Here is a 20,444-nt window from a genome sequence, read left to right as displayed (position 1 = left end):
CGGTGAAACTCACCCGCCGGATTCGAACGATTTTGCCCATGAATAGGCCAGTGTGCCGCATCCTCCGCGTGACCTTGTCGTTCTAATCTGACGACTGTCATATCCCCGTCGGCACCAGGATGGACCTCCATGTCAGCGGCCCCGCCCGACAACGACGTGCTCTGGGCCCGAGGGATCGTCAAGTCCCACCACGGCACCCCCGCCCTGCGGGGCGTCTCCATCGGCGTCCGGACCGGCGAGGTGCTCGCCATCACCGGACCGCGCGGCTCCGGCAAGAGCACCCTGCTCGGCTGCCTCTCCGCGCTGCTCCCCGTCGACGACGGCGAGGTCTGGTTCAACAGCTCGCCCGTGCACACCCTGACCCGCGCCGGGAGGGAGCGGCTCCGCCGCGACCGCTTCGGCTTCGTCGGCTCCGAGCCGCACCTGGTACCGGAACTGACCGCCCGGGAGAACGTCGCCCTGCCGCTGCTGCTCGCCGGCGCCGGGCACAAGGCCGCCCACGGCTCCGCCACCGAGTGGCTGGAGCGCCTCGACGTCGCCGACTGCGCCGCCTCCCGGCCCGGCGAACTGCTCCAGAGCCAGCGCCAGCGGATCGCCGTCGCCCGCGCCCTGGCCCCGCTCCCCCCGGTGGTCTTCGCCGACGACCCGACCGCACCGCTGCACCGCGAGGCCGGGGACCAGGTCCTGCGGATACTGGTCACGGCGGCGCGCTCGCACCAGCTCACCCTGGTGCTCGCCACTCACGAGCCGGAGCTGGCCCACTTCGCGGACCGTACCGTCGCCCTGGTGGACGGCAGGCTGGCCGCCCCGGTCGCTCCCGTGCCGCGCGGCGGCTCCCCCGTCTCCGCCGGGCGCTGAAAGGGACCCCTCTTTGCTCTACCTCCGCCTGGCCAGGGGCTACCGGATCGCCGACCTCGGCCGCTGGCTGCTCACCGCGACCGCCGCCGCGGCAGTGGCAGCCCTCCTGCTGCGTGCCCTCGGCCACGCACTCGGCGAACCCGCCGGCGTCTCGGTCGAACGGCTGCTCTGGTGCCTTCCGCCGCTCGCCGCCGTCGGCTGGTTCGCGGCCGTCGCCGCCCGTGCCCTGCCCGCCGTACGCCCCGAACGGATCACCGGTCTGACCGCCGCCGGGGCCGGCCCCACCAGCATCCGCACCCTGATCGCCGGGGAGACCGCGCTCGCCTGCGCCCTCGGCAGCGGACTCACCCTGCTGGCCTTCCTGGTTCTGCGCAACGACATCGCGGGGCCCGCGCTGGCCCCCGCGGTCGGTCTCGGCAGGCCGCTTCCGGCCGCCGCCCCCATCACCCTGCTGCTCCTGGTCCCACTTGTCGCCGGCGCCTCGGCCGCCGCGGCCGTCCCGCTCACCGAGGCTCTGCCGGGGGGCATCGGGCTCCCCCACCGGACCGGTTTCGGCAGCCTGCGCCTCGCCCTGCCCGTCGGAGGGCTCCTGATCGGCCTCGCCCTTGAGCTGTACGGGCTGCGCCCCGGCGCCGACCAGGACGGCCGGCCGGTCGGGCTGCCCGCAGGACTCGGTGCCACCAGCGCCGCCGCTCTCATCGGCTGGGCCTTCGCGGCCCTCGGCCTGGCGCTGCTCACCGGCCCGCTGCTGGCCTGGGGCGGACGCCTGATGGTGATCGGCCGGCCCACCCCGCTCCGCCTGCTCGCCGGACGCGGGCTCACCGCGGAGGCGCACCGGCTCGGCGCACCGCTGGCGGTGCTCGCGCTGAGCCTGGCGGCCGGGCTCACGGCCGTCCGCTACTGGGCCCACCGGCCCGGCACGGTCCACGTGGTGCCCGCGGTCGAGACGACGCTGATCGTCTGCTGCACGGTGGCGGCGGTACTCATCCGGGCGGCCCAGATCCGCAACTCCCGGCGGAACGTGGCCGCGGTACTGGTGCAGCTCGGGGCAGCGCCCCGGCTGCTGTTCGGGGCAGCCCTACTGCGCACGGCGGCCGCCGGGACCGTACTGCTGGTCACCGGCGGCCTGACCGCGGCACTGGCGGCGGGCGTCCTGCGCTGAGTGCACCCCTCGGGGGGAACGGGTAGCGAGCAGACCACATGTCGCTCATGCCGTTCCCCGCGCGTCGGGGGTGTGTCAGCCCGCGGCGGCCAGCTGGCCGCAGGCGCCGTCGATCTCCTGGCCACGGGTGTCGCGGACGGTGGTCGGTACACCGTGCGCCTGGAGACGCCGGACGAACTCGCGCTCGTCCTCGGGCCGGGACGCCGTCCACTTGGAGCCCGGGGTCGGGTTCAGCGGGATCAGGTTGACGTGTACCCGCTGGTTCTTGATCAGCCGTCCCAGCAGGTCGGCACGCCAGGCCTGGTCGTTGATGTCCTTGATCAGCGCGTACTCGATGGAGATCCGGCGGCCGGACTTCTCCGCGTAGTTCCACGCCGCGTCCAGGACCTCGGCGACCTTCCAGCGGGTGTTGACCGGGACCAGCTCGTCGCGCAGCTCGTCGTCGGGCGCGTGCAGCGAGAGCGCGAGCCGGCAGCTGAGCCCCTCGTCCGCGAACCGGTGCATGGCCGGTACGAGACCGACGGTGGAGACGGTGATACCGCGCTGGGAGAGCCCGAAGCCGTCCGGGGCCGGGTCGGTGAGGCGGCGGATCGCCGCCAGTACCCGGTTGTAGTTGGCGAGCGGCTCGCCCATGCCCATGAAGACCACGTTGGACAGCCGTGCCTCGCCGCCGGGGATCTCTCCGGCCTTGAGCGCGCGCATGCCCGCCGCGATCTGCTCGACGATCTCGGCGGTGGAGAGGTTGCGGGTCAGACCCGCCTGGCCGGTGGCGCAGAACGGGCAGTTCATGCCGCAGCCGGCCTGCGAGCTGATGCACATGGTCACCCGGTCGGGATAGCGCATCAGCACGGACTCGACCAGTGTGCCGTCGAAGAGCTTCCAGAGCGTCTTACGGGTGGCGTCGTCGTCACAGGACACATGCCGGACCACCGACATCAGCTCGGGCAGCAGCGCCTCGGTGAGCTTGCCGCGGGAGGCGGCGGGGATGTCCGTCCACGAACCCGGGTCGTCGGACATCCTGCCGAAGTAGTGGTTCGACAGCTGCTTGGCGCGGAACGGCTGCTCGCCCAGCTCGGCGACGGCCTCCTTGCGCTCGGCAGGGCTGAGGTCGGCAAGGTGTCGCGGGGGCTTGGCGCCGCGCGGCGCGACAAACGTCAGTTCTCCGGGCTTAGGCATGGTTCATCCAGTGTCGCAGATCGGCGAAGTGCTCCAGGGGAGCGGTGGTGTCGGAAAGCGGAAGGCCCGGACGCGCTGTGCGTCCGGGCCTTCCGACAGGTCGGGCCCGGGTCAGCCGCCGACGAAGGCCGTCAGCAGCAGCCAGACCACCGGGGCGGTCGGCAGCAGCGAGTCGAGCCGGTCCATGATCCCGCCGTGGCCCGGGAGCAGGGTGCCCATGTCCTTGATGCCCAGATCCCGCTTGATCATGGATTCGGCCAGGTCGCCGAGGGTCGCGGTGACCGCCGCGCAGCCACCGAGGATCAGACCCTGCCACCACTGGCCGTCGTCGATCACGTACTGCATGATCAGCGCGCCCGCGAGCATCGACAGACCGACACCCCCGGCCAGGCCCTCGCGGGTCTTGCCCGGGCTGATCGTCGGCGCCAGCTTGTTCCTGCCGAACTTGTAGCCGACGGCGTAGGCACCGGTGTCACTGCAGATGGTGACGACCAGGAAGAGCAGGATCCGCTGCGGGCCGTCGTCGGCGGCCAGCATCAGCGCCACGAAGGTGGCCAGGAACGGGACGTAGAAGGCGGTGAAGATGCCTGCCGTTATGTCGCGCAGGTAGTTCTCCGGCGGCCGGTTCATCCGCCAGATCATGATCGCGAGCCCGGTCAGCGCCAGCGCGGCGGCCGCCCACCGGGCACCCGCCCAGTAACCCAGCACCGGCATCGCGACCGCTCCCGCCAGCAGCGGGTAGAGCGGCACGGCGATGCCCTTGCGCTCGGTCAGCCGGCTGGTGAGCTCCTGGACGCCGACCGCCGCAGCCGCCACCACGACGACCAGGAACAGCACCTTCACGAAGAACAGCGAAGCGACGATGACCGCGCCGAGGCCGACACCGACCCCTATCGCGGCCTGGAGGTTGCGGCCGCCGCGCTGTTTACGGGGCTGCTGGTCGGGCTGGGCCAAGGATGTCTCCTGGACAGAGGGCATGATCAGAGTCTGTGCCACTGGTGGCGCCCCGATGACACCGGGGGGCCGCTTGCGGGTGAGCCGCCCGGCGGACGGCACGCCGGACGGGCCTCAGGTCAACCGGTACGGAGTACGGGATCCCCGCAGCGGGGCGCCCCGAGGTCTGCCGAGCGCCGCCCCGCAGGCCGAAGCCGTCGGGGCGGCAGCCGGATCAGACCTCGAGCAGCTCGGCTTCCTTGTGCTTGAGCAGCTCGTCGATCTGGGCCACGTACTTGGCCGTGGTGTCGTCGAGCTCCTTCTCGGCGCGACGGCCCTCGTCCTCGCCGATCTCGCCGTCCTTGACCAGCTTGTCGATGCCGTCCTTGGCCTTGCGGCGGATCGAACGGATGGAGACCTTGGCGTCCTCACCCTTGCCGCGGGCGACCTTGATGTACTCCTTGCGGCGCTCCTCGGTCAGCTGCGGGAACACCACCCGGATGATCGAACCGTCGTTGGACGGGTTGACACCCAGGTCCGAGTCGCGGATGGCCTGCTCGATGTTGCGCAGGGCGGACTTGTCGAACGGGGTGACGACCGCCATCCGCGGCTCCGGCACGGCGAACGAGGCGAGCTGGTTGATCGGCGTAATGGCGCCGTAGTAGTCCGCGACGATCTTGGCGAACATCGCCGGGTGCGCGCGGCCGGTGCGGATCGCGGCGAAGTCGTCCTTCGCGACCGAAACGGCCTTCTCCATCTTCTCCTCGGCCTCGAGGAGGGTCTCTTCGATCACTGTGTGCTCCCTGTCCGGTTCATCTGCTGTTGTCCCGTACCGGTGCCCCGGACGGCTGTTTACTGCACGGCCGACTACGGCGCGACTGGCCCGGCTCAGGCCTGGCCGGAGTCCTCGCTGATGAGCGTGCCGATCTTCTCACCCTTCACCGCCCGGGCGATATTGCCCTCGGCCAGCAGCTCGAAGACCAGGATCGGCAGCCCGTTGTCCTTGCACAGGGTGATCGCGGTCAGGTCGGCGACCTTCAGGTCGCGGGCGATCACCTCCGCGTAGTCGAGCGAATCGAACTTGACCGCTTCCGGGTTGGTCCGCGGGTCCGAGTCGTAGACGCCGTCCACGCCGTTCTTACCCATCAGCAGCACCTCGGCGTGGATCTCCAGCGCACGCTGGACGGCCGTGGTGTCGGTGGAGAAGTACGGCATGCCCATACCCGCGCCGAAGATCACGACGCGGCCCTTCTCCAGGTGCCGGACGGCGCGCAGCGGCAGGTAGGGCTCGGCGACCTGACCCATGGTGATGGCGGTCTGGACCCGGGTCTCGATGCCTTCCTTCATCAGGAAGTCCTGCAGCGCGAGGCAGTTCATCACGGTGCCGAGCATGCCCATGTAGTCGGAGCGCGCCCGGTCCATACCGCGGACCTGCAGCTCGGCGCCGCGGAAGAAGTTGCCGCCGCCGATCACGACCGCGACCTCGGTACCGGCGCGGACCACCGTGGCGATCTCCCTGGCGATCGCGTGAACGACGTCCGGGTCGACGCCGAGGCCGCCACCGCCGGAAAACGCCTCACCGGACAGCTTGAGCAGAACGCGGCGGCGCGAACGGCCCAGCGCGGTCTCCTGCGTCTCCTGCATGGACTTCTCCTTCTCCACCTACTGGTTCACAGGACTGGATGTCTCACAGGGCCGAGTGTGCCGTGTGGGGCCCAGACCCGTGCGTACACGCGAGGAGGCCACTGCCGCGGGAACCGGTACGGTGTCCTGCACGGCAATGGCCTCCTCGTCGTTCATGGTGCCGACGCGGCCCGCCCTCGTCTTCGGCGGCGCTGGATGAGCCGATCGGCGCGTTCCTGGCCACCCGAGCGGGTGACCGGGCGCTTCCTACCTTAGGCGGGAAGCGCTGGGGAACGTGGCTCAGGCGCCGACGCGGAAACGGGCGAAGCGCACGAGCTTGACGCCGGCCTCGTCGAGGACCTTGGCGACGGTCTTCTTGTTGTCCTTGGCGAACGCCTGCTCCAGAACGGAGTTCTCCTTGACGAAGCCGGTGACGCGACCCTCGACGATCTTCGGCAGGGCGGCCTCGGGCTTGCCCTCCTCGCGAGCGGTGGCCTCGGCGACGCGGCGCTCGTTGTCCAGGATCTCGGCCGGGATGTCCTCGCGGGACAGGTAGGTCGGGGCGAAGGCGGCGATGTGCTGCGCGACGTCCTTGGCGACCTCGGCGTTCTCCTTGTCGAGCTCGACCAGGACACCGACCTGCGGCGGCAGGTCCGGAGAGGTGCGGTGCATGTAGGCACCGACGAAGCCCTCGCCGGCGAACTGCGCGAAGCGCTTGAAGACGATCTTCTCGCCCAGGTTGGCGTTGGCCTCGTCCACGAACTGCTGGACGGTCTTGCCGGCCTCGATCTCGCTGGCCAGCGCGGCCTCGACATCGGCCGGGGCGGTGGCGGCGACGTGCTTGGCCAGCTTGTCCGCGACCTCGACGAACTTCTCACCCTTGGCGACGAAGTCGGTCTCGCAGTTCAGCTCGACCAGAACGCCGGAGTTGCCAGCCTCCAGCACCAGAGCCAGGGCGCCGTTGGAGGCGTCACGGCCCTCGCGCTTGGCGACACCCTTCTGGCCCTTGATACGCAGGATCTCGACGGCCTTCTCGACGGCGCCCTCGGCCTCGTCCAGAGCCTTCTTGCAGTCCATCATGCCGGCGCCGGTGAGCTCACGGAGCTTCTTGACGTCCGCGGCGGTGTAGTTCGCCATGGTGTGAATCTCTTCTCGCGTCTCGCGTGTCTGCGTGGAGTTGCACCGGGGCTGGTGGTTCAGCCCCGGTACGTGGAGAGAGGGGCACCTACCGGTGTCGTACCGGCGGGTGCCCCTCGCCCTTGGTACGTCAGGCCTGGTCGGCCTCAGCGGCCGGAGCCTCAGCGGCCGGAGCCTCGGCGGCCGGAGCCTCGGCGGCCGGGGCCTCCTCGGCGGCCTTCTGGCCCTCGATCAGGTCCTTCTCCCAGGCGGCCAGCGGCTGGTCGGCGCCCGGCTCGGCCTTGACGTCGCCCTTGGCGACACCGGCACGGGCCTTGAGGCCCTCGGCGACGGCGTCGGCGATGACGCGGGTCAGCAGGGTGACGGAGCGGATGGCGTCGTCGTTACCCGGGATCTTGTAGTCGACCTCGTCCGGGTCGCAGTTGGTGTCGAGGATGGCGACGACCGGGATGTTCAGCTTCCGGGCCTCGCCGACCGCGATGTGCTCCTTCTTGGTGTCCACGATCCAGACAGCGCTGGGAACGCGCTGCATGTCGCGGATACCGCCGAGGGTCTTCTCCAGCTTGTCGTACTCGCGCTGGAGGACCAGGAGCTCCTTCTTGGTGAGGCCGGAGCCGGCCACATCCGTGAAGTCGATCTCGCTGAGCTCCTTGAGGCGCTGCAGACGCTTGTAGACGGTCGAGAAGTTGGTCAGCATGCCGCCGAGCCAGCGCTGGTTCACGTAGGGCATGCCCACGCGGGTGGCCTGCTCGGCGATGGCCTCCTGGGCCTGCTTCTTGGTGCCGACGAAGAGGACGCTGCCGCCGTGGGCAACGGTCTCCTTGACGAACTCGAAGGCGCGGTCGATGTAGTTCAGCGACTGCAGGAGGTCGATGATGTAGATGCCGTTGCGCTCCGTGAAGATGAAGCGCTTCATCTTCGGGTTCCAACGACGGGTCTGGTGACCGAAGTGGACGCCGCTCTCCAGCAGCTCCCGCATCGTGACGACGGCCATGGCCGTGCTCCTCAGTGTTGCGCCTGGCTCGTCGGCCCCCGTCGGCGCCGTTGTCGGGCACCGTCGTAGGGAAGCAGCCAGGTCTGACTCGGTTGTCCGTGGCGGTCGGGTGACCGTCACGCCTGACGCCCCGAACGTGCCGAGCCGCCCGGGCCTGGCGGCCGTGGGCCGTGGCAGGCTCGGTGGACCGAGCGGCACTCGCACCGGATGAGCCGGGCTGGTTCAGGCCCTGTGGACCCTCACCTTCCGACACATTTCGACCAGTGGCGGGGCGTGCGAAGTCGACCCGGGTGGACCGGGTCGCGTGTGAAGTGTACGGGAAGCGCCGAGCAGCGAGCGACTCCACCGTTTCCAGGCGGCACGCGGGAGGACGCCCGGATGGTCCGGCACGCCTTGTGAGGCACTGGCAAGCCTTCGTTTTCACCCGTTCGGGCGACTCCGGTTCTCCACAGGCGGGAGTTGTCCACAGGAATCGAGGCGGGACTGGCCAGACGGGGCTGCCGAGCAGCAGCCTCCTGCGCATGACGAAGTCTCTCCTCCCTCCCACAGCGCCCCGCCGCTCGGCACTACGGGCTCGCTCACACCTGCTCGACGGGCTTCCGCACCTCCCCGGCGGGCCCTCGAGCATCCCCGGCGGACTTCCGGATCTCCCCGGCGGACTTCCAGGGCCTTCCGGGCTCGGCTGGCGAAGCGGGTTCGGCCGGGGACTCGACGCGGCGATGCCGCCGCCCGCGCCGGACCGGCGGGTACAGGCGCTGCTGCTCACGTTGCTGCTGGCCGCGTTGGTGCTGGTCTGCCCGCCACCGTCCGCCCACGGGGTGACGGAGCCGACTGTCGCACCGGTCCTCGGCTCCACGTCGACCCTCGGCTCCGCACCGGCAGCCACACTCACCTCCGGGCCCGGTCCCGGCGCTGGACGCGCATGGCCGGTCGGCCGGCGGTCCGGTCTGCTGCGGCGGTTCGACGCGCCACCAGTGCGATGGGCGGCCGGTCACCGCGGGGTGGATCTCACCGCCTCGGAGGGCATGACCGTTCGAGCCGCCGCACCGGGAGTGGTCTCGTTCTCGGGCATGGTCGCCGGCCGCCCCGTGGTGACGGTGACCCACCCCTCCTCCGGTACGCCCCCACTGCGGACCACCTACCTGCCGGTCACCGGAAGCATTCCGGTCGGCACCTCGGTGGCTGCGGGCGATGCCATCGGAACGGTGTCCCCGGGGACCGGACACTGTGCGACCGGATGCCTGCACTGGGGTCTGCTCCGCGGAAAGCGCTACCTCGACCCGCTGGCGCTGTTCGGCGACGGCCGGGCCCGGTTGCTGCCTCTGGAAGACACATGACGGCCGGGTGGCAACCGCCGGCGTCGGCCGGGCGGAACGGCGCGGACGGCGCCGACCGGGCGCGGCTCGGACACTCCCGGACGCCCGGGCGCGATCAGGAAGCCCCTGTGTACGCAGGCTCAGGCACCCGACCACATGGGAGCGGTCAGGCAGTCCCGGCGGCAGGTCCGGCAGTCTTCGCCACAGTCGCCGTCCCTGTAGCGAGCCCGCGCAGTGCGAGGGCGACGGCGGCGTCCGCGATGGCCCCCGCATCCTCGGCCGGTGCCCGTTCCGCCTGCCGGACCGCGGCTTCGACCACGCCCTGGAGCAGCGCTGCCGCCAACCGGGGCTGCCCGTGTCCGAGCTCCCGGAGAGCCTGAACGACCAGCGAGACCAACTCGGCGTGCGAGGCACGGATGCGTTCCCGGGCAGTCTCGTCGAGTTCGAGCATCGAGATGGCCATGACCGCGCGGTGCCTCGGGTCTCCGGCCAGCGCCAGCTGCCCCCGTACATAGGCCTCGACCCGGGCCTCGGGGCCGTCGCAGGCGGCCATACCCGTTTCGATCTCAGCCGCCCAGAGCGGGAAGTCCACGGCGCAGAGTTCCTCGACCACAGCGGCGCGCGACCCGAAGTACTCGTACACCGAGGATCGAGCCAGGCCGGTCCTCGCCGCGAGGGCCGGGAAGGTGAGAGCGTCCATCCCACCATCGGTGAGTAGAGCCCGGGCAGCGTCCAGAAGGGCTGCGCGTTGCAGCTGACGATGCTCGGCGACTGTGGCTGCTCGGATTCTCGGCACGTTCCTACTGTACGGAGACCGGTGACCGCCCGGTACAGCACCACGCGACCGGCGGCCGCCGGATGCCGGGGCGGGCCGTCCCGCCGACGCTCCGCCCGTCCGCTCTCCGTGGTCATCGGCAGTCAGTGGATACCCGCCGCCGGAAGCCCACCAGCGACTGTCCGCCGATGGAAGTCAGTCAACGACTGTCCGTCAGCGAATGCCCATCAGCGAATGTCTGTCAGTTTGGCCCGGAGCTGCAGCACGGACTTGGTGTGGATCTGGCTAACCCTGCTCTCCGTCACCCCCAGCACCTGACCGATCTCGGCGAGGGTGAGTCCCTCGTAGTAGTAGAGCGTCACCACGGTCTTCTCCCGCTCGGGGAGGGTGTTGACCGCCGTGGCCAGCAGACGGCGCAGTTCCCTGTCCTCGGCGATCTCGACGGGGTTGTCGGCGCCGGTGTCCTCGAGGGTGTCCATGAGACTCAAGCGGTCGCCGCTCTCCCCCACCGGGTGGAGCAGCTCGTCCAGGGCCACGACGTTCGCGAGCGAGAGCTGGCTGAAGATGGCGTGCAGGTCCTCGATCGCGATGCCCATCTCGGCGGCCACCTCCGGCTCGTGCGGGGTACGGCGCAGCCGGGCCTCCAGCGTGGCGTACGTCCGCTCCACCGCCTTGGCCTTCTGCCGGACCGAGCGCGGGATCCAGTCGAGTGCCCGGAGCTCGTCGATGATGGCGCCGCGGATCCGGCTGATGGCGTAGGTCTCGAACTTGATGGCCCGGTCGATGTCGAACTTCTCGATCGCGTCGATCAGCCCGAAGACCCCCGAGGAGACGAAGTCCGCCTGTTCCACGTTGGTCGGGAGGCCGACGCTGACCCGGCCCGCAACGTACTTGACCAACGGTGAGTAGTGCAGGATCAGCTGCTCGCGCAGCCTGGTGTCCCCGGTCTCCTTGTACGAGCGCCAGAGCGACTCCAGGGCAGTGCGCTCGGCGTTGGCACGGGCGTCGGCCACGGGACTCGGCACGGGCGCCGCGCCCGGCGTCGCCGCTGCCGCGGGGACAGACCCCGGGGCGGGGGCGGCTCCTGGAGGTACCGCGCTGCCGGGACCGCGCCGGGCGGCCGGCGGCCGGGCACCGGTCGGGGGCGAGGTCTCCTCCTTGCCGCCCGGGGAGGGTGGCCGCCCGGCCTGTCGGGTCAGCCCCATCACCCCTGGCGCCTTCGGCTGGTGATCAGCGTTGGGGCGCGCCTCGGCCCCAGGCCCTCCCGAGGACCGGAGGCCACCGACTACCCGGTGTCCGGGAATGTGTGTGGGCATGCGTTGGTCTGCGCCGTTCTGCCGAGTCATGTGCTGATAGGAGACACTGCGAGCGTAGCGTGACCGACTCGCTGCGGTGTGCTACCGCCACTCGGTCGTCCCTCGAACCGGTGGCGAGCCCGGCGCGTCATTCCGCCCTCGCCCCCGCGATGACGGGTTCACCACCTCCAGGTCCGATTCAGCCCGGTCAGGTCGTTCGACTGGTGCGTGAGTCACGGTGCCCCGGTGGGTGACCCGTCGGCATGGTCCCGTTGACACACGATCCGGTGCAACGGCGCAAGAACCGGCGGGCTCTCACTCCGGCATGCCTGCCCGCCGCGGCGTCCGGCGCCTCAGCGCGAGCGGGATCGAGCGCCTCTGACCAGCCTCCAATGCGCTCCGAACCGTTCCACGAAGCCGAGCGAACCCAACTCGTAGAGCCGTTGCAGGACTTCGTCGGCCGAAAGCCCCGCTGCGCGTGCCAGGGACTCGACGGGCGCACCTTCGGCAGTGGCCGGCACCGCCTCCAACACCCTTGCCACGGTGGGCTCCAGGTGGTCCCTGGGCAGGATCGGACCGGACCGGCGCGGCGCCAGGTCGTCCCCGATGGCGCCGATCAGCTCGCCGACCTCGGCGGCGTCGGTGACCAGTGTCGCGTCCCCGCTGCGGATCAGCGCGTGCACTCCGGCGGAGAGCTCCGAGGTCACCGGCCCGGCCACACCCATGGTGTGGCGGTTGAGGTCCCTGGCACGGCGGGCTGTGCTCAAGGCCCCGCTGCGGAGGGCCGCTTCGACCACCACCGTCCCTCGGGTCAGTGCCGCTATCACCCGGTTCCGAAGCACGAACCGGAACCTGTTGGGGTGCTCCCCTGGCGCCAACTCGCTGAGCAGCAGGCCCTGCACGGCGATCCGTGAGATGAGTTCGGAGTTGCCCGACGGGTAGGCCTCGTCCACCCCGCAGGCAAGGACCCCGATGGTGATGCCGCCGACCGCGAGCGCACCCCGGTGAGCCGCGGCGTCGATCCCGTACGCCGCCCCTGAGACGACCACCCAGCCGCGCTCGGCCAGTTGGGCTGCCAGCTCTCCGGCGACGTGCGCGCCATAGGCGGTGCAGGCTCGGGCGCCGACGACGGCGACCGAGCGCAGAGCGAACAGGCGGAGGGAGCCGGTACCTCTGGTCCAGAGGCCGATCGGTCTGCTGTCACCCAGGTCATCGAGCTGCGAGGGCCATTCCATGTCGCCCGGAATGATGAACCGCCCACCGAGGCCATGCACCCGCTCCAGATCCGCCTCGGGGTCGAGGCCCGGGAGTCTGGAGCGGTAGCCGTCGAGTCTGGTGGCGTCCAGATCGAGGTAGCCGGGCACCGTACGCGCGCGGATGGCCTCGATGAGGGTGGGCGCGCCGGCCTTGGAGAGCCACCGCCCGATCACCGCGTCACCGGGCTCGGTGAGGCGCGTCAGGGCCGCTCTGGCGAGCCGTTCCGGCTCTCGGGCCTCACCGCTCGGCGGACACGGTCCGAGCGACGGCTCACCGCCCGGCCGTCCGGCGTCAGGGACCGGCTCGGGGCAGCGGGCTCCTGTGGGACGGATCAACTGCGCTCGGTGCCGCGTGGGTTGAACCGGAGGGGGCTGGCCCGGCGACGCGGGGCCCGACGGGGGCCGGCCCGACGGAGCCGTTCCCGGTGCTCCAGGCGCTCTGGAGGGAGGCGCCGTCCGGGCGGGCGCGGGCTGGCCGGGTTTCGAGTGGTTGGTGGTCGTCCGAGCGCGGTTCATCTGCACCTCCGGGGGAACGGCAGAGCGCTGCCCTTCTGCATCGGTCTGCCGGCTGTCGGTCAACTCTCGCCGCGCAGGTCCGGATCGGGATCCTGGCAGGCGAGCGGTTTGGGATCCATGGCCGGAAGCCCGCGTTCAACGCCCGTCCGCAGGACGAGAGCGGTGCGGACGTCGAGCCTGGAGGGCTGGTCGCGGCCGACCAGATCGGCGACCGTCCAGGCGACTCGCAGGACCCGGTCGAGCCCTCTGGCGGTCAGGATGCCGCGCTCCAGTTCCCGCTCGGCATCGGTGAGGGCGCCCGGCGCGAGCTGCCACCGGGTACGCAGGTAGTGCCCTGGCACCTCGGCGTTGGTGCGCCAAGGGGTGTCGCTGAGCCGAGTCGCGGCGCGCGCACGCGCGGCCAGTACCCGGGCCGCGACCGTGGCGGTGCTCTCGGCCGACCGGCCGCGTTCCATCAGCTCCGCCCTGGTCACAGGGGCGACCTGGACCTGAAGGTCCACCCGGTCCAGCAGCGGCCCGGAAAGCCTGGCCTGGTAGCGATGGACCATCGCCGAGCTGCATTCGCAGCCTCCGCCCCGCTGGGAGAAGCGACCGCAGGGGCAGGGGTTCGCAGCCAGGCAGAGCTGGAATCTGGCCGGTAGCCGCAGCGACCCGGCGGCTCGTGCGATGGTCACCTCGCCGGATTCGAGCGGCTGCCGCAGGGCGTCGAGCACACGGACCGGGAACTCCGGGGCTTCGTCCAGGAAGAGGACGCCCCGGTGGGCCAGTGAGACCGCGCCGGGCCTGGGCAGGCCGCTGCCTCCTCCGACGATGGCCGGCATGGTGGTGGAGTGGTGCGGCGCGTAATACGGCGGTGTGTCGATCAGCGGCCGATCGGGCGGCAGCAGCCCGGCGACCGAGTGGATAGCCGTTACCTCCAGTGCCTCGGTCTGGCTCAGCGGCGGGAGCAGGGTGGGGAGCCGCTCGGCGAGCATGGTCTTCCCTGCTCCCGGCGGTCCCTTGAGGTAGAGGTGGTGACCACCTGCGGCGGCGATCTCCAGTGCGCGGCGGGCCTCGTACTGACCGGTGACATCGGCGAGGTCGAGCTGCGCGACGCCCTCTCGCAGGTGCCCCCGGACGCCCGCCCCGGGAACCATCAGGCCCGCAAGTGACGGATCCCGGCGTCCTGACGGCTGATCCGGCTCCTCTTCCGGTACCGGTGCCCGGGTGAGTACGGCGATCAGCTGGCGCAGGCTGCGGACGCCGAGAACGGAGACCCCGGGGACGAGGGCGGCTTCGGCAGCGGTCGGCTCCGCGACGACGACCTGTCTGTACCCCGCTTCCGCAGCGGCGAGCACGGAGGGAAGCACTCCTCGTACCGGACGGACTCGCCCGTCCAAACCCAGCTCGCCGATGATCAGCAGATCAGCGATGGCGGCCGGGTCCAGCCGCTCGGCCGCCGCCAGGACCGCGCAGGCGACGGCGAGGTCGAAGCCGCTACCGCTCTTCGGCACGGACGCGGGGCTGAGGCCTACCGTCAGCTTCCGTTGCGGCCAGCTCTCCCCGCTGTTGACCAAGGCCGCGCGAACACGATCCCGGGCCTCGGTGAGGGCTTTGTCCGGCAGACCGACCAGGGCGAAGGCCGCGAGGCCGGGTTCGAGGTCGGCCTGTACTTCGACCACGACACCGTCCACGCCGACCAGCGCGACGGAACAGGTCCGGGCGAAGGCCATCTCACACCGCCCCGCGGTGGTGCTCGACCTGAGCGGCGCCCTTGGCCCGGTTGACCACCGCGATCAGGTCGATCCGGACCCCACCGGGCGGCAGGGGTACCGGGCGGGTCCGTGGTGTCGTCCGCGTGCTGGCCTCGGCCTGGACCGCGGGATCCGGCCCGGCTACCGCGACGGCCCGAACGAGGCCGTCGAAGTGGGCCGGCCAGCGTTCGCCGAGCCAGCGCTCGGCCAGGTGCCGCAGGCGCGCGGCCTTGGTCCGATCGATTCCTTCACTCGGCTGCTGGAACCCACGCTCGGACCGGGTCTTGACTTCACAGACAGCGAGCGTGTCGCCATCCAGGGCGACGATGTCGAGCTCGCCCTCCGCGCAACGCCAGTTGCGCTCCAGGATTCTCAGACCGCCTGCGGCGAGCCACCGGGCGGCCACCTCCTCGCCGTAACGGCCGAGGCCGTTGTTGGAACTCTGCACGGCTATCACCTCCGTGTCGGGGAGGTTGCCGTGCCGGCCGTAAATCAGGCCAGAGGGTTCTCGATTCCTGTGGACAACTCGGGGGTGTGGATAACTCGTATAACCCACAGGGGTGAACATCGGGCGGAACTCTGGACATCAGACCGGAGCCCGCACCAATGTCAGCTGCCGAAGGCCGCGTCGTCGGAGGGCAGCTCCAGATCGCTCTTCGCCAGTTCCTCGATATTGACGTCCTTGAAGGTCAGCACTCTCACCTTGCGGACAAACCGAGCCGGTCGGTACATGTCCCACACCCAGGCATCCGCCATCGACACCTCGAAGAACACCTCGCCCTGGACCGAGTGCACCTGCAACTCGTAGTCGTTCGTCAGGTAGAAACGTCGTTCGGTCTCGATCACGTACTTGAACAGGCCGACGACGTCCCGGTACTCCCGGTAGAGCTTGAGCTCCATCTCGGTCTCGTACTTTTCGAGATCCTCGGCACTCATTCAGGCGTCCCCTCAACTCGTCTGGTCCACCCCATTGTGGACCACCACACCCGCCCGGAGAGCCTTACCGGCAGGACTGGCGGGCCGTCCCTCAGCAGGCGGTCGACCAGGTCCGCCAGCACCGCCGGATAGACCGTCTCACCGGTCGCTCGCAACTCCGGCACGGTCCACCAGCGGGCGGTCAGCAGCCGTGCGTGTTCCTCAGCATCGCACGTCGCGGACAGCCACTCGGAACCCCGGTCTCCGGTGCCGATTCCCGACTCGTTCCCAGGCCTGCCCTTCCACTCGCTCCCGGGCCCGCCGTCCGGTCCGTTCGCCGGTCCACGGCCTCCCCCGCTCCTCCGTCCGCCGGCCCGGAGGCGGGCGAGGTGGAATGACTGGTCCTGCTCGTAATGCTGCCCCTGGAAGGAGTAGACAACCGTGTCGTACGCCACCACCGGTCCCCACTCGACATCCGTCAGCCCGGTCTCCTCCGCGAGCTCACGCAGCGCCGCATCGCGCGGCGCCTCACCCGGTTCCAGCCCGCCGCCAGGCGTGATCCACCAGCGGACACCCGGGACCACCGGGTCCGCACCGCGGAAGAGCAGGATCCGGCCTTCGCCGTCCAGGAGCAGGACCCGCGCTGCTCGCCGCCGCTCGACCACGCCCGTCACCTCCACGCCCTGCGGAAGTCGTTTCACTCGCCCCGGGAGCCCCGGGGCCACCGAAAGCACCGGGAATCCCGGCTACCCGTGGAGGCCCGGAACCCCCAGGGCCACTGGGAATCCCGGTAGCCCAGGTAGGCACTCAAGCCGCCCGATCAGCCACTGCCCGGCGGCCTGCGACGCAGATGGCACGGGCCTCCCCGGCCACCCGGACGAGACCGGCCCGCCGGAGCGCTCAGCCGTTGCGACGCACCAGCCTGCGGCCGAGCGACACGAGCCCGCCGGCGGCCGAAGCGAGTACGACCACCCCCGCGCCACCGGCCATCGCGTACATCGCCGGCCCTACCGGCCCCGGCCCGGCCGCCAGCGGCGCGCCGAGTCCGTCGAACGCAACCGTACGCTTGGCCACGGCGAACCGGCCGTAGGGCCAGACCGTCGCCTCGACCCGAGCGATCACGTCGGTGGCGGGGACGGTTCCACTCGCGACATCGAGATGGGCTCGCGAGTCCAGCGAGTTCGCCCTGAAGTCGCCGAGCAGGAAGAGCCGCCCAGCCGGGACGGTCGTCTTGAAGTCCGCCCCGGGCATCATCGAACGCGCCGTGTAGGGTTCGTCGATCGGCCTGCCGTTCACCAGCAGGCGCTGCTTGGAGTCGCAGCACGCCACAGTGTCCCCGCCGACCGCCACCACTCGCTTGACCATCATCTGGTCACCCCACTGCGAGTCGCGGAAGACCACGATGTCCCCTCGGCCCACGGCACCGTCGTGCACCGAGCGGGCGAGCACGGTGTCCCCCGCGTGCACTGTGGGGGACATCGAATCGGTCGGAACCCGGTACGGACGGTAGTTGAGCCCGATCACCACGAATCCCCCGACCATGGCGGCGAAGCCGAGGCCGATCACCAGGCCGTGCAGCAGCGAGGCCAGGCTCCGTCGTCTCACCGCGCCCGCTCTGCCGGCCGCAGCCGACGCCGGGGCCGTGTGCTCCACGACACCGCCCATCGCCACCGCCCCTTCCAGGTCGACCCGCGCAGCGCACGAGTGCACCGCGGCCGGCTCGAAAAAGCCGACGGGCCGTGGTGCGTGCGAGCAGACTACTCGCCGGTACCACGGCCCGCGCAAGACCCGACAGCAGACCCGGAAGGCCTCAGCGGCGAGACCTCCGAAGCCACCAGACCACCGGCAGCGCGGCCGCCGCCCCGGCAACGGGAGGCGTGAACGGCATTGCCGCAGAGGCCAGCCCCTTCTGACCGAAGGTGTCGGGCACCGGGAGCGTCGCCCAGTCGCTGATGGGCCAGGCCACCACGAACGCACGCCCGATCACGTTGCCCACCGGAACCGTCCCGCCACCGGGCTGGTCCTGGTGGAACCGGGAGTCCAGCGAGTTGCCTCGGTGGTCACCCATCACCCAGAGCCTGCCCTCGGGCACCTTCACCGGACCGAACGGCTTGTCACCACAGGGGGTGTTGCCCGGGAAGATGTACGGCTCGTCCAGCGCGACACCATTGACCTTGACCGGCCCGGTGCCCTGGCACTCGACGGTGTCGCCACCAACCGCGATGACCCGTTTGATCAGGTCCTTCTCGTTGGCCGACGGCATGAGACCGATGAAGCCGAGCACATCCTGCACGCCTCGGAGGAAGGAGTTGCTGCTCTGCTGAACAGGCTCGTCGTTCAGCCAGCCCCCCGGGTCCTGGAAGACCACCACGTCACCGCGCTCCGGCTCAGCGCCGAACCACGGCGTGAGCTTGTCCACCAGCACCCGGTCACCGATCCGCAGGGTGTTCTCCATCGACCCCGAAGGAATCGAGAACGCCTGGACGAAGAAGGTCTTGATCACCAGCGCCAGGATCAGCGCGATGCCGACCAGGATGGGCAGTTCTTTCCAGAAGGAACGCTGCTTCGGGGGTTCCGGAGTGTCCTCGGAAGCGTCGTCCGAAGCGCTCGGCGAGCCGTCCCCGTCACCGCCACCACTCAATCTCCCGGCCCCTCTGCCCGATTCCCTGCCGTCCGGACCGTCGGACTCACCCGCCGCGCCGGCAGCCGATCCGCCCTCGCCGGGCTCCGACGGTTGTGCGGACTCGGCGGACCGAACAGTACGACCGTCGACGCCCTCCGGCTCGGGGGCCCCCGAGCGGGCGCCGATCACCAGATCCCCCACAACATCTCCTCCCTGCTGTGCGGACGCCCGCGCGCCCGCGCTCACCAGTGCCGCACAGCGGGCACCACACTCTGCGACCGACCGTCAACCGCCTCAGGCCTGCCCAGCACGGGCGATCCTGACACCGGCCCAGCCTCCGGAGGCCACCGAAACGTACACCGAGCGCTCCAGATCTTCTCTATCACTCCAGGACATCACGCCACTGCTCCCACACGGCAGATGCGGTGATCAACAGGCCGACTGCCCGGGCCGGACCACCATCCGCCCCGGCCGGACCACCATCCGCCTTGGTCCCGCGAGGAACGGGGTGACGCCCAACACACCCATAACGAGCGGAGGTTCCGCTGGATCCGGGTTGGCCCCGTCCGATTCCGCAGCGACTCCGGCACGGTCGAAATCAGGCAGAGCGGAAGCTCCGGCCGATGAAGGGAGCACGGAAAAGGAAGCAGGTGCGTCAAGTTGTCGCATGTGTCCCTTCGGCCATGCGATCACGAAGGCCCGCCCGATCACATTGCCCACCGGGATGGTGCCGCCACCGGGCCTGTCCATGTGGAAACGGGAATCGGCCGAGACGTCCCGGTGGTCCCCCATCACCCAGAGCCGTCCGGGCGGGACAGTGACCTTGAACGGCTGCCTCGACGGCGCGTTGCCCGGCGCGACGTAAGGCTCGTCCAGCGGAGTGCCATTGACGCTCACCCTGCCCTTGGCGTCACAGCACTCCACTGTGTCCCCGGCAACACCGATCACCCGCTTGATCAGATCCTGCTCGTTCTCGGACGGCAGCAGACCCACGTAGGAGAAGACCTGTTTCACCCCGCGGAGTACCGGCCCGTCCGAGGAACGCTTGTGCTCCGCCTCCAGCCAGCCACCCGGATCCCTGAAGACGACCACCTCACCGCGCCGAGGCTCTGCGCCGAACCAGGGCGTGACCTTGTCCACCAACACCCGGTCGCCGATCCGGATGGTCGGTTCCATCGAGCCGGAAGGGATGACGAAGACCTGTACCAGGAATGTCTTGAGCAGCAGCGCGATCACCAGTGCGACCACCAGGATCATGGGCAGTTCGCGCAACAGTGAGTGACGCCTGCGGCGCTCGGCTCGGCGCACTGTCCGCCTGCGCTCAGCCCGCCCTCGGGCAACTACCGGCCCCTGCGCCGACTCAGACCCGCCTCCGACCATCGATCCGGGTATCGACTCCGCCACCGAGGCAGCCGGCGCACCGGTTGTCGAAGGGGCAGACCGTCCCCTACCTCTGCCCCCCATGGCCACCGGTCCCCTCGACGGCGGCGAACCCGGCAGGGCGCTTCAGTGAAGTCCAGCGCCCGATCGGGAAGACCACCCACTCCGCACGGCCGATCACCTTGTCCTCGGGGACGAAGCCGCCGCCGGGCTCACCAAGGTGATCCCGGGAGTCCCGGGAGTCACTCCGGTGGTCTCCCATCACCCACAACTTGCCTGGCGGTACCACCACGTCGAAGCCCACTCCCGAAGGAGCGTCACCGGGATAGAGATACTGCGATTCGTCCAACGGCACGCCGTTGACCTTGATCCGACCGTCCGAACCACAGCAGGTGATCCGGTCCCCGCCGATCCCGATCACCCGTTTCACATAGACCGAGTCGCCTCCGGAGGACAGCCCGAACCCAGCGAGAAATCGCTGCACGGCCGAGGGCTCGGACGCGTACGGGAGGAAGGAGCCGATGCCGTCGAAGACCACCACGTCCCCGCGCTGAACGTGCCGACCGAAGTCGTACGCCAACTGGTTCACCAGGAGACGGTCACCCGGGCGGAGTGTGCCCTCCATCGACTCGGACGGCACCCCGAAGGGGCGGACGACAAAGGAGTTCAGCAGCAGCAACGCCAGCAGACAGATCCCAACACCCAGGAGGAACGTCCGTGAGAACCACCGGTCCCCACCCGCCGCCCGTGCC

General features: G+C 70.4%; 20 protein-coding genes. 3 read left to right on the top strand and 17 right to left on the bottom strand.

Going from position 1 to position 20,444, the window contains the following annotated elements:
* The first annotated feature begins 129 nt into the window (after positions 1-129).
* Positions 130-858, top strand: a complete 729-nt coding sequence (locus ACSMTC_RS24895) for an ABC transporter ATP-binding protein (RefSeq protein ID WP_436561936.1) — start codon at positions 130-132, stop codon at positions 856-858.
* 13 nt (positions 859-871) lie between these two features.
* A complete protein-coding gene (locus tag ACSMTC_RS24890) occupies positions 872-2,020 on the top strand; it encodes a hypothetical protein (RefSeq protein WP_436561935.1) in 1,149 nt (382 codons plus the stop codon).
* A gap of 75 nt (positions 2,021-2,095) precedes the next feature.
* On the opposite strand, the gene rlmN is transcribed toward ACSMTC_RS24890, so the two are convergent.
* The 6 genes from rlmN to rpsB all read right to left on the bottom strand — a co-directional run bounded on the left by rlmN (position 2,096) and on the right by rpsB (position 7,883).
* Positions 2,096-3,196 carry a dual-specificity RNA methyltransferase RlmN gene (gene rlmN / locus ACSMTC_RS24885; RefSeq protein WP_436561934.1) on the bottom strand — a complete coding sequence of 367 codons (1,101 nt, stop codon included), beginning with the start codon at positions 3,194-3,196 and terminating at the stop codon, positions 2,096-2,098.
* Positions 3,197-3,307: 111 nt separating this feature from the next.
* A complete protein-coding gene (locus ACSMTC_RS24880; protein WP_436561933.1) occupies positions 3,308-4,174 on the bottom strand; it encodes a phosphatidate cytidylyltransferase in 867 nt (288 codons plus the stop codon).
* 190 nt (positions 4,175-4,364) lie between these two features.
* Complete coding sequence (frr, locus tag ACSMTC_RS24875) at positions 4,365-4,922, bottom strand: ribosome recycling factor (RefSeq protein WP_436561932.1); 558 nt, start codon at positions 4,920-4,922, stop codon at positions 4,365-4,367.
* Positions 4,923-5,017: 95 nt separating this feature from the next.
* Positions 5,018-5,773, bottom strand: coding sequence for a UMP kinase (gene pyrH / locus ACSMTC_RS24870; protein ID WP_436561931.1), 756 nt, complete (start codon positions 5,771-5,773; stop codon positions 5,018-5,020).
* Positions 5,774-6,052: 279 nt separating this feature from the next.
* Positions 6,053-6,889: a translation elongation factor Ts gene (gene tsf, locus ACSMTC_RS24865; protein ID WP_436561930.1), complete on the bottom strand. Its 837-nt coding sequence runs from the start codon at positions 6,887-6,889 to the stop codon at positions 6,053-6,055.
* Between the two features lie 130 nt (positions 6,890-7,019).
* Positions 7,020-7,883: a 30S ribosomal protein S2 gene (gene rpsB / locus ACSMTC_RS24860; protein ID WP_436561929.1), complete on the bottom strand. Its 864-nt coding sequence runs from the start codon at positions 7,881-7,883 to the stop codon at positions 7,020-7,022.
* A 719-nt stretch (positions 7,884-8,602) separates the two neighbouring features.
* Between rpsB and ACSMTC_RS24855 the strand changes: the two genes are divergently transcribed.
* The gene (locus tag ACSMTC_RS24855) at positions 8,603-9,220 is read left to right on the top strand and encodes a M23 family metallopeptidase (protein ID WP_436561928.1); all 618 of its coding nucleotides are present in this window, start codon (positions 8,603-8,605) and stop codon (positions 9,218-9,220) included.
* A 145-nt stretch (positions 9,221-9,365) separates the two neighbouring features.
* Here the strand turns inward: ACSMTC_RS24855 and ACSMTC_RS24850 are convergent, their stop codons facing one another.
* From ACSMTC_RS24850 to lepB (ACSMTC_RS24800), 11 genes are all read right to left on the bottom strand, one after another.
* The gene (locus tag ACSMTC_RS24850) at positions 9,366-9,995 is read right to left on the bottom strand and encodes a TetR/AcrR family transcriptional regulator (RefSeq protein ID WP_436561927.1); all 630 of its coding nucleotides are present in this window, start codon (positions 9,993-9,995) and stop codon (positions 9,366-9,368) included.
* 206 nt (positions 9,996-10,201) lie between these two features.
* Positions 10,202-10,999, bottom strand: coding sequence for an RNA polymerase sigma factor WhiG (gene whiG / locus ACSMTC_RS24845; RefSeq protein ID WP_436561926.1), 798 nt, complete (start codon positions 10,997-10,999; stop codon positions 10,202-10,204).
* A gap of 623 nt (positions 11,000-11,622) precedes the next feature.
* A complete protein-coding gene (gene dprA, locus ACSMTC_RS24840; protein WP_436561925.1) occupies positions 11,623-12,861 on the bottom strand; it encodes a DNA-processing protein DprA in 1,239 nt (412 codons plus the stop codon).
* Between the two features lie 239 nt (positions 12,862-13,100).
* Entirely contained in the window at positions 13,101-14,753 is a 1,653-nt protein-coding gene (locus ACSMTC_RS24835; RefSeq protein ID WP_436561924.1) for a YifB family Mg chelatase-like AAA ATPase, read from the bottom strand.
* Between the two features lies 1 nt (position 14,754).
* Entirely contained in the window at positions 14,755-15,222 is a 468-nt protein-coding gene (locus tag ACSMTC_RS24830; RefSeq protein WP_436561923.1) for a YraN family protein, read from the bottom strand.
* Between the two features lie 161 nt (positions 15,223-15,383).
* Positions 15,384-15,710: a DUF2469 domain-containing protein gene (locus ACSMTC_RS24825; RefSeq protein WP_045301221.1), complete on the bottom strand. Its 327-nt coding sequence runs from the start codon at positions 15,708-15,710 to the stop codon at positions 15,384-15,386.
* Positions 15,707-16,390 (bottom strand): NUDIX hydrolase, encoded by a 684-nt coding sequence (locus ACSMTC_RS24820; RefSeq protein ID WP_436561922.1) that lies wholly within the window; start codon positions 16,388-16,390, stop codon positions 15,707-15,709. The genes ACSMTC_RS24825 and ACSMTC_RS24820 overlap by 4 nt, the downstream gene beginning before the upstream one ends.
* Positions 16,391-16,589: 199 nt before the next feature.
* A complete protein-coding gene (lepB, locus tag ACSMTC_RS24815) occupies positions 16,590-17,294 on the bottom strand; it encodes a signal peptidase I (RefSeq protein WP_436561921.1) in 705 nt (234 codons plus the stop codon).
* 205 nt (positions 17,295-17,499) lie between these two features.
* On the bottom strand, positions 17,500-18,513 hold the full coding sequence (gene lepB, locus ACSMTC_RS24810; protein WP_436561920.1) for a signal peptidase I: 1,014 nt from the start codon (positions 18,511-18,513) through the stop codon (positions 17,500-17,502).
* A 228-nt stretch (positions 18,514-18,741) separates the two neighbouring features.
* The gene (gene lepB / locus ACSMTC_RS24805; protein WP_436561919.1) at positions 18,742-19,584 is read right to left on the bottom strand and encodes a signal peptidase I; all 843 of its coding nucleotides are present in this window, start codon (positions 19,582-19,584) and stop codon (positions 18,742-18,744) included.
* Positions 19,585-19,759: 175 nt separating this feature from the next.
* A complete protein-coding gene (gene lepB / locus ACSMTC_RS24800) occupies positions 19,760-20,371 on the bottom strand; it encodes a signal peptidase I (RefSeq protein WP_436561918.1) in 612 nt (203 codons plus the stop codon).
* Positions 20,372-20,444: the final 73 nt, after the last annotated feature.

It is taken from the genome of Kitasatospora sp. HPM-01-4 (genome assembly GCF_051374625.1).
Classification (GTDB): Bacteria; Actinomycetota; Actinomycetes; order Streptomycetales; family Streptomycetaceae; genus Kitasatospora.
Note: the sequence above shows the minus strand (reverse complement) of the source record. Positions and strands in the feature narration are given on the sequence as shown.